The following is an 8843-nucleotide window of genomic DNA, read 5'->3' on the forward strand; positions in this document are numbered from 1 at the left end:
TTCTCGGTCGATGAACTCGACGGAGAACGCTGAAGCTTTCTCACTGTTCCGGTCTCCCCAGGTCAGACTAAGAATTCCCAAGGCGCTGCGGTCGACGCCGAAGAACCATGACTCACCGGCCTCAGCCAGTTCTGGATGTGGGATCGGCGATGGCCTTCTGGACGGCGTCGTGGATCGCGTTCGCCGTGTCCAGCCAGGTATTCTCGTTCACCTGCTGAGGGTTGCGGATCTCCAGGATCACCCCCTCCCGCGTGGGGTTGTTCTGGTCGGCGGGAACGGTGTCGACCGTACTGCCCAGGGCTCCCAGGCCTTCGTACACCAGCTTCAGTTGCTTCAGCGACTCACCGACGGCGTCGTTCCACTCTCCCTCGGCGTCCTTCACCTCCACCCGGCCGGCCAGGTCAGCCTGGTCAGGCTCGGCCAGGCCCGCGGTAACCGTCAGCAGGTCGCGCCCCTGGCTCATCTGCTCCAGCCAGTCGCGGCGGGTGGTCTTGATTCGCGCGGTCTTACCGGCCGGTCCTTCGAGCAGTTCCTTTCCCAGGAGCCGGTTCTCGGGCCCTAGGGGATCCCCGGTGAAGTCGCGGGACAGGGTCTGGATCCATTGCTCCAGGTTCGCCTGGACGAGTTGCTGGTCGGCCTGCGGCAGCTTGCTGAACATCGCGGCGAAGTCGGTCCTGGCCATCAGATGGTAAGCGCCCTTGGCGAAGGGCATCCCGCTGGTGTTGCTGCCCTGGCTCAGGTAATGATTCAGCAGCATGGCAAATCCGAGCAGATGCGCGCTGGGCCGAGTTCCGTTCAGCGCATTGGTCACGGACGTCCGGGTCCGGTCTTCTCCCCAGTTGCCCAACGGTGCGCTGGGTCGGTCCCCCCGGATGGCGACCGAGACGTCCGTGTCCTTCAGCCAGCTGATCAGTGACGCCACCGAATCGAGAGGTACGCCGACGGTCATCTGCAGGTGCATGGCGGGTTCCGCGTGCGGCACCCACAGCTTCCGGTCCCCCTGGCCACCGCCCAGCCAGGTGGCCCGCAGCGGGCGCTTCAGCCAGAGTCCGCGCTGTTCACCCTGCATGGTCTCGTCTTTACTGTCTTTTTGCCTCACCGCCCATTGGAAAGTTCGCATCACCGCCCTGTACCGGCGAAGCTGGCCCAGCAGAGTCTCCATCTCGGCCAGCGAGCGGGTCCAGGGCGTGCCGAGCTGAACCCCGGGGGTTTTCGTCACCAGTTCGATGTCCGAACTGTCACCGATCGAGTCGGCCTGTAGCTCGAACGAAGGACGCCGCACGATCACGTCCTTCTTCTCAAGAGGATTTCCCTCCTCATCGCTCGAACGCCAGTTGGTGATCTCCAGTTCGGCGCCGATATTGCGCTGGACCGAGCCATTTTCGCTAGTCGACGGCACTTCCCTGACTTGAGTCGGCCCGTCCGGAGCGGGCCCGCGCAAGACCGAATGGGCGTTCGCCTCCGCGGCCCGCTCGAACCGGTCGGACGGGTGCGAGACTCGCAGCCCGTCACCGAAGTCGGTCCCGGCAACCGGCCCGGAGCGCTGCTGCACAACGTGCGTCAGTTCGTGGGCCAGGAGGTGGCGGCCCGCGTTGGTGCGGGTGTCGTAGCTGCCGCGGCCGAAGACCAGGTTCGATCCCACGGTGAAAGCCGAGGCCTGGAGCGAAGCCGCGGCCTGCTGGGCGACGGAGTCGGTGTGGACACGGACGTCGGAGAAGCTGTGCCCCAGACGGGCTTCCATCTCGGTCCGCAGGCTGTCCGGCAGCGGGCGGCCTGCGCCGCGCAGCGCCTGGGGAACCAGAGCACGTTGCGCGCCGGCTCGCTGGACCGCCTCCGGGTTTGCGCGTTCGGTGCGCTCCGGCTGTTGCTGCTCGAACATCGTGCTCCCACCGTTGGTTAACGTAGGCATCCGGATGTACCGTGGGTTAGGGCCCTGTCCTGGGCAGCGGTTTCAGCTGTCCCCAAGCGTCCATTGCTGCAAGGGCTTCAGCCGGTCCTCACACCGGATCGCCCGCGCCTGCTGGTCGGCCCCCGCGTTGGTCAGGCACTCCCCCGTCGCCGCATTCACGATCAGCACGGTGTCGTCGCCGGACTCGGTGAAGGTCCAGCGCTGGTTGTCCTCCACCCGCCCCTGCCGGATCGCCCCGTCCCCACCCGAGACCGTCCGGATCCGTAGCTGGTCCACGTCGCCGTCGCGGGTCAGGGCGCTGCCCGCCGCGTTGCCCGGTGAAAGCGCCATCGAGCCGTCGTCGTAGCCCACCAGCACCCAGAACTGGTTCAGTGCCACCGGCTGGTTCTGCTGGTTCTGTTTGCTCTGCACGATCACCGGGGTGGCGTCGTCCTGAGCGCCGTTCAGCACGGTCAGGTAGTTGCCGTCCTGGCGGCTGATGATCGTGGCCAGGGCGTTGCCGTTCTGGTCCTTCTGCAGGTCGCCAAGCTCTTCTTCCGGCGGGGGTTCAGGAGTTGGCGGCTGCTCTGTCACGGGCGCCTGGGTTGCCGCCGGGGGCGGGGTCTGGACCGGTGGGGGCGGCGGAGGGACGACAGGCGCGGGCGACGCCGCAGGTGCCGGTGGCAGAGCGGCAGGGGCAGCGGCGGGTGCCGGTAGCGCCAGTTCCTGAGCCACGGTGCGGAAGTTGGGCAGAGGGAACGTCATCAGGCCGATCACCGCCAGGGCGATCGCCAGGAGCAGGCCCAGCAGCGCCAGCAGCCATTTGGGGAACAGCGGGATCCGGACGAACGTGCCGCGCGGCTCCAGGCGGTTCAGGGGGTCGTCGACCTGCCCAGCCTTGCCCACGCCGACCACGAACGGGAAGCGTTCCTCCTGCCCGGTCAGGCGCAGGCGCTGGGGCTTGATCCTCAGCCGGGTGGCGTTCGAGCGCCCGGGCCACACGTCCACCGTGGTGCCCGGCTCGAACCGCAACGCATCCTCGTCGTCGCGTGGATTCAGCGTCGCGGTCAAGGGTGCATTGCCGAAGTTCGAGACCGACAACCGGGGACGCGCCGACAGACGTCCTCTGATCGTCGTGGGTGTCAGCTCGGCCCGCACATCACTGAACTGACCGACGTCCACGCTGGCCTCGACGACGTCGAAAAGCTCGGTGTTCTGGCGCGGGCGCACCATCACCCCGAACGGCGTGGGGCCGGCCGTCGCCTCGGAGCTGCGCGGCGGGCTGAGGGTCAGCTGCGCGGTGCCCTGCGCGCCCGGGAACAGGCGCAGCGACTGCGGTTCCACCTGCGACCAGGCCGAGGGCGCACCGATCACCGAGAGCTGGTACTCCTCCACCGTGTCGCCGTCGTTGCGCAACGTCAGGGTGAAGGCGGTGTCGGTGCCCGGCTCGACACGCACCGACGACGGGCTGATGGAGGTCCAAAGGCTCACACCAGAAAACTAAGGACGCGGGTGGGCGCCGGCACGAGTCCGGCGGGCAGTCCTGAGGGCATCTTGGGTGCCCGGATGGTCATAGCGCCGTGCCCGGATCCGGAGCCTCCCGGACGTTCCGGTCGCGCTTTGGCCGCGCCACTCTGAAGAAGCACTGCGGCACGTCCGTCCAATCCACAGATCCAGCAAGGAGATCCCATGGCCACGTACCTCTCCCCGGGCGTCTACGTCGAGGAGGTGGCCGGTGGCTCCCGCCCCATCGAGGGGGTAGGGACGTCGGTGGCCGCCTTCGTCGGGCTGGCCCCCAGCGGCCCCCTGCACGAGCCGGTCCTGGTCAGCAACTGGGCCCAGTACGTCTCCTCGTTCGGTGAGTTCACCGAGGGCTCGTACCTCGCCCACTCCGTCTACGGCTTCTTCAGCAACGGCGGCACCGCCGCGTACATCGTGCGCGTGGGTGACATCGCAGGCGCCGGCAGCAACGGCAGCAGCAACGGCTCCGCCCGCTCGGCGCGGGCCATCGCCCCCGGCGAGCCGGTGGAACTGGGCACCTTCCGGGCCCAGGCCCTGCCGCGGGAGGGCGCCAACGGCGGGCAGCTGACCCTCGAGGTCGTCGACACCGCGGGTGAGGGCCCCGAGGACCGGTTCACGCTGCAGGTCAAGGAGGGCGATCGGGTGCTGGAGAGCTTCGACGTCTCGGCCCGCAAGAACGCCCGCAACTTCGTCGTCAACCAGGTCCGCCAGCGCTCCAAGCTGATCCTCCTCGAGGAGAACGCCCCGCAGCTGGCTCGCCCGACCAACCAGGCCGTGCAGGTGCAGGTCCCCAGCCGCCCGGCCGAGGTCGCCCGCAGCAACAGCAGCGCCCTGAGCCCGGCCGAGTTCCTCGGAGACACCTCCGAGCGGACCGGTTTCGGTGGCCTGGAGGCCCTGGACGCGGTCAACGTGGTCGCGGTCCCCGACCTGATGGCCGCCTACGAGCGCGGCGACATCGATCTGGACGGTGTCAAGGCCGTTCAGCTGGGCATGATCTCGCACTGCGAGCTGATGGGTGACCGGATGGCGATCCTGGACTCCCCGCCCGGGCTGAACGCCCGTCAGATCCGTGAATGGCGCCAGGACACCGCCGGTTACGACTCCTCGCAGGCGGCGCTGTACTACCCGTGGATCTCGGTGTTCGACCCGGCCACCGGCAAGAAGCAGAACGTTCCGCCGAGCGGTCACATGGCCGGGGTCTGGGCCCGCAACGACACCGAGCGGGGTGTGCACAAGGCCCCGGCGAACGAGGTGGTGCGCGGCGCGGTCGACCTGGAGCTGCAGATCACCCGGGGCGAGCAGGATCTGCTGAACCCGCAGGGGATCAACTGCATTCGCACCTTCCCCGGTCGCGGCATCCGGATCTGGGGCGCGCGCACGCTGTCCTCCGATCCGGCCTGGCGCTACCTGAACGTGCGGCGCTACTTCGACTACCTGGAGGAGTCGATCCTGCTGGGGACGCAGTGGGTCGTCTTCGAGCCGAACGACGAGGCGCTGTGGGCCCGGATCCGGCGCAACATCTCGGCCTTCCTGGTCAACGAGTGGCGGGCCGGTGCGCTGTTCGGCAGCCGCGCCGAGGAGGCCTTCTACGTCAAGTGCGACCGCGACACCAACCCCACCGAGTCGGTGGACGCCGGTCGCGTGGTCTGCCAGATCGGTGTGGCCCCGGTGAAGCCGGCCGAGTTCGTCGTCTTCCAGCTGGCCCAGTTCACCGGCGGCGGCGCCGGCGAGCTCAGCGAATAGTCCTTCCCCTCAACGATAGACAGGAACGCAGATGTCACTGCAGCCCGGCGATGCCCTCGCCGCCCATAACTTCGGCCTTCAGATCGACGGCGTCACCGTCGAGTACCTGCAGGAGGTCGGGGGTCTCAGCCTTGAGCAGGACGTGATCGAGTACCAGCAGGTCTCGGCCGACGGCCGCCCGGTGACCAAGAAGATGCCCGGGGCCAAGAAGGCCGGTGAGGCGAGCGTGACCCGCGGCATGACCGAGTCCTCGGCCTTCACCCAGTGGATCAACGACTCGCTGGCCGGGAACATGGCCTCGGCCCGCAAGAACGCGTCCATCATCCTGATGGACTACCAGTACAACCCGGTCAAGCGTTACAACATGACCAACGCCTGGTGCAGCAAGGTGGAGAGCAGCGGGGTCAAGGCCGGGGACGCCTCGGCCCTGACCGAGCAGGTCACCATCACCTTCGAAGACCTGATCATCGAGTGACCAGGCGGGACCGGACCGGGGTGATGACACCGGTGAGCGCGCAAGATCTGACGGCTTCGGCAGAGTCCACCTCGGCCGGGCCCGCCACCCCCGAAGTCGTTGCGGCGCCGGAACGTCTGCAGACCGAGTTCCCCTTCGAGCTGCCGCGCGGTTTCGTCTCCGGGGACGGCACGGTGCATCGCGCGGGAGTGATGCGCCTGGCCACCGCCCGGGACGAACTCGTGCCGCTGCGCGACCTGCGGGTGCAGGAGAACCCGGCCTACCTGTCGGTGGTCCTGCTGGCCCGGGTGATCACGAAATTAGGGACGCTTCCCAGCATCCATGACGGGGTGGTGGAGAACATGTTCGCCGCCGATCTGGCTTTCCTGCAGGACTTCTACCGCCAGATCAACGCCGAGGGACACACCCGGGCCGGCGTGGTCTGCCCGCACTGCTCGCAGCCTTTCGAGGTCGAGCTCGGCGGGAGCCGCCTGGGGGAATCGTGACGTACGCGGTCGAGGGGATCCACCAGGAGATCGCGTACGTGGCCCACCATCTGCACTGGAGTCTGGAAGACATCATGGATCTCGAGCATCACGACCGGCGCCGCTACGTCGTGGCCGCCGGTCAGCTCGCCGATGTGGCCGGAGGCGGGCGGTGAGCGGCCTGTTCGGGTTCCTGGGTTTCGGCCGGCGCCCGGAGCGGGCCTCCGAAGGATCAGATGCACCGACCGCGACGTCGACCGTGCCCGCTACCGCCACTGCGGCCGCGTCGTCTCTGGCCCCCGAAACCGTTGCCGCACAGGCGGTGGCGATGCCTGTGCGCGACTGGGCGTCGATGCCGGCGGTGCAGAGGGTGACGGCGTCGGTCCCGGCGATGCTGACCGGTTCGTTCGGCGCTTCCCTGGCCACGCACGCCAGTCCCCTCTTCAGCCAGGCCGTGGGCGCGGGTCGCGCCGGGGCCACCGCCACCCACGCCTCGGCGTCCCCATCCGCGGCCCCGGCTGCTCGCCAGGTGGCGCCGGCCCTGCCACCGGCAGCGTCTTCGCCACCGCCAGTCGCGCTTTCCGCAGCGCAGCCAGCACTTTCCGAACCCTTCGCACCGCCGGCGGCCACTTCCGCACGGTCAACCGCAGCTTCCGTGCAGCGAGCACCGTCCTCGCCTGCTGCGCCCTCCGCACCTTCCGCCGGGCCCTCCACACGCCCAGTTGCGGCCTCGCCCTCGTCAGCCGCGCGATCGACTACGCCCTCTGTACAGCGAGCCGCGTCCTCACCCCCGTCAGTCGCGCCCTCGGTACCGTCAGTCGCGCCTTCCTCGCGACCGGCACCGACGTCTGCCGGTGGGCAGACCGCGTCCACTCCCTCCTCCGTTCAGCGCTCGTTGGGCGCACCGGCAGCGAACCAGGCTGCCGGGCAAGCGGCCTCGAGCAGCCGCACCTCTGGCCCACGGCGGCTGGGACTCGGCGCACCGCTCACCGACTTGCCCCGCACCGCCAGAAGCGCGAGTTCCGCTGGCCCAGGTGCTGCTGGCCCAGGTGCCGACGCCCTTGGTGCGGTCTCCCCCGGCACCGGCCCCTCCAGCAGCGGCTCCCCCAGCGCAATCTCCGCCAGCAGCGGGTCCTCCAGCGCGGTCTCCCCCAACGCCGGCTCACCCAGCAGGGGGCCCCGCAGCACGGGTGCTACCAGTGCCGCCTCCCACAGTGCCAACTCCCGCAGCGCCAACTCCCCCAGCGCGGCCTCACGCAGTGCCGGTGCGGTCGGCCCAGGTGCTCCCATCACGGTCTCGCGCAGTGCGGCCATTACTCCCCCGTCCAGCCGCTCCGCCAGCTCTCCGCGATCTGGCCGCCCCCGGCTGGGCGCTCCGCTGAACTCTTCGCCCAGCACCAGCACCCAGACCTCAGGCAAGACCAGCCCCGCAGCACAAGCCCCAACGGCCGAGAGCGCTTCGATCCAGCGCAGGTGGGAAACGGCCTCGGTCCAGCACGCAAGACCGTTCGTTCGATCGAACTCGGTTGACAGCAGCTCCTCTTCGGCCCGCCCGGCAACAACAGCCGGCGCCGCCCCCGAACCACGGGCTGCGACCGAACCACCCTCGACGACGCCCCCTGCATCCAGCCGCCGGGCAGACCCTGTCCGTGTGCAGCGGTTCGCGCACTCGACGTCCCCGGCCTCATCACGTCCCCTGACGTCAACGGCCTCGTCCTCATTCCGTCCCCTGAGCGCTGCCTCCGCGATCGTGTCGGCCGCTGTCGTACCCACCCGGCCCCAGACCGCGGCCCTGTCCTCTGTTCAACGCCGGCCAGCAACTCTTCCGCAGGCAGGGCGGCAAGTCCCCCTCCCCCCGCCTGCGGAAGCTTCAACTTCCAACACTTCCGCCCCACCCACGAGCACCACACCGATGAGAACGCCGTCGGCCTCCCACCCGGTCGGCCCCCTGCAGCGCCTGCGCTCAGCGCTCGGCATCTCCCCGGCCCCGCATGCGCGAGCGGATGCTCCGCCGCTGCCGCCCCTTTCAGGTCCGCCCGCCGCGGGAGCCTCAGTACAGCGCGCACCGTCACGCCGGGCGGGGCGCCCCTCATCCGTAGCTGCCGCGCCGCACACGGGGGTGGCGACGGCGGCCGTTCAGCGCTCGTCAGTGACGCCCGCCCAGGTGCCGGGCCGCTCGACCGCTCACGCGCTGGGCCACTCAAGCGCTCACCCGCCAGGCCGCTCGACCGCTCAGGTAGCGGATCTGGCGCAGGCTCCAGCACCGGCCCGCGCGGCCGCCCCAGCACCGGCCCGCGCGAGCGCGCCAGCACCGGCTCGCAGGGGCGCACCTGCATCGACATCTGCCAGGGTCTCCCCGGAGGCGGTCCCGGCGACTGCTTCAGCACCCGCTCCGGCAGCTGCCTCGCCCGCTTCGATCCAGCGTTCCCCTGGTGGTGACGCCCTGGCACGCCAAGCGTCCATGCAGCAGACAAGTTCAGCGACGACCCCGCGCGACTCGTCCCCTGTCACGGTCTCAGCCCTGCCAGCAAACGAGTCAGTGGCCGAATCGTCGGCGGCTGTTCAGCGGTCACCGCGCAGCGCTTCTCCGTCAGCCTCGGCCTACGAGCAGGGACAGGGAGCCGTGCAGCGCTCGGCGCTGCCGATGTCGTATCCGCCGATGGGCTCAGCACCCCAGACACCAGGCCGAACCCGTACCGATTCTCCAACTGCACCACCGGCCACCGCACATGCCGTCTCACCGACGCCCATG

General features: G+C 69.4%; 7 protein-coding genes. 4 read left to right on the forward strand and 3 right to left on the reverse strand.

Features of this window, described 5'->3' with window-relative positions:
* Positions 1 to 121: 121 nt before the first annotated feature.
* Positions 122 to 1879: an eCIS core domain-containing protein gene (locus LR394_RS06535; protein WP_231439517.1), complete on the reverse strand. Its 1758-nt coding sequence runs from the start codon at positions 1877 to 1879 to the stop codon at positions 122 to 124.
* A gap of 72 nt (positions 1880 to 1951) precedes the next feature.
* Positions 1952 to 3379 carry an RICIN domain-containing protein gene (locus LR394_RS42730; RefSeq protein WP_231439518.1) on the reverse strand — a complete coding sequence of 476 codons (1428 nt, stop codon included), beginning with the start codon at positions 3377 to 3379 and terminating at the stop codon, positions 1952 to 1954.
* A 198-nt stretch (positions 3380 to 3577) separates the two neighbouring features.
* On the opposite strand from LR394_RS42730, the gene LR394_RS06545 reads away from it, so the two are divergent.
* Genes LR394_RS06545 through LR394_RS06560 form a run of 4 tightly spaced genes read left to right on the forward strand, consistent with a single transcriptional unit; the run spans position 3578 to position 6267 of the window.
* Positions 3578 to 5152, forward strand: coding sequence for a phage tail sheath family protein (locus tag LR394_RS06545; RefSeq protein ID WP_231439519.1), 1575 nt, complete (start codon positions 3578 to 3580; stop codon positions 5150 to 5152).
* Between the two features lie 31 nt (positions 5153 to 5183).
* Positions 5184 to 5627 (forward strand): phage tail protein, encoded by a 444-nt coding sequence (locus LR394_RS06550; RefSeq protein WP_231439520.1) that lies wholly within the window; start codon positions 5184 to 5186, stop codon positions 5625 to 5627.
* A 23-nt stretch (positions 5628 to 5650) separates the two neighbouring features.
* Complete coding sequence (locus tag LR394_RS06555; protein ID WP_407937001.1) at positions 5651 to 6112, forward strand: hypothetical protein; 462 nt, start codon at positions 5651 to 5653, stop codon at positions 6110 to 6112.
* Positions 6109 to 6267 carry a DUF6760 family protein gene (locus LR394_RS06560; RefSeq protein ID WP_231439523.1) on the forward strand — a complete coding sequence of 53 codons (159 nt, stop codon included), beginning with the start codon at positions 6109 to 6111 and terminating at the stop codon, positions 6265 to 6267. Before LR394_RS06555 ends, LR394_RS06560 begins: the two co-directional genes overlap by 4 nt.
* 709 nt (positions 6268 to 6976) lie before the next feature.
* Here LR394_RS06560 and LR394_RS41290 read toward each other — a convergent pair.
* Positions 6977 to 7510, reverse strand: coding sequence for a hypothetical protein (locus LR394_RS41290; RefSeq protein ID WP_269328770.1), 534 nt, complete (start codon positions 7508 to 7510; stop codon positions 6977 to 6979).
* Positions 7511 to 8843: the final 1333 nt, after the last annotated feature.

Origin of the sequence: Kineosporia babensis (genome assembly GCF_021129305.1) — a bacterium.
Taxonomy (GTDB): domain Bacteria; phylum Actinomycetota; class Actinomycetes; order Actinomycetales; family Kineosporiaceae; genus Kineosporia; species Kineosporia babensis.

What these genes read in the sequence shown, in the direction of transcription:
- LR394_RS06535 (WP_231439517.1), bottom strand. Translation starts at nt 1,879, where the DNA reads ATGTTCGAGCAGCAACAGCCGGAGCGCACCGAACGCGCAAACCCGGAG.
- LR394_RS06545 (WP_231439519.1), top strand. Translation starts at nt 3,578, where the DNA reads ATGGCCACGTACCTCTCCCCGGGCGTCTACGTCGAGGAGGTGGCCGGT.
- LR394_RS06550 (WP_231439520.1), top strand. Translation starts at nt 5,184, where the DNA reads ATGTCACTGCAGCCCGGCGATGCCCTCGCCGCCCATAACTTCGGCCTT.
- LR394_RS06555 (WP_407937001.1), top strand. Translation starts at nt 5,651, where the DNA reads ATGACACCGGTGAGCGCGCAAGATCTGACGGCTTCGGCAGAGTCCACC.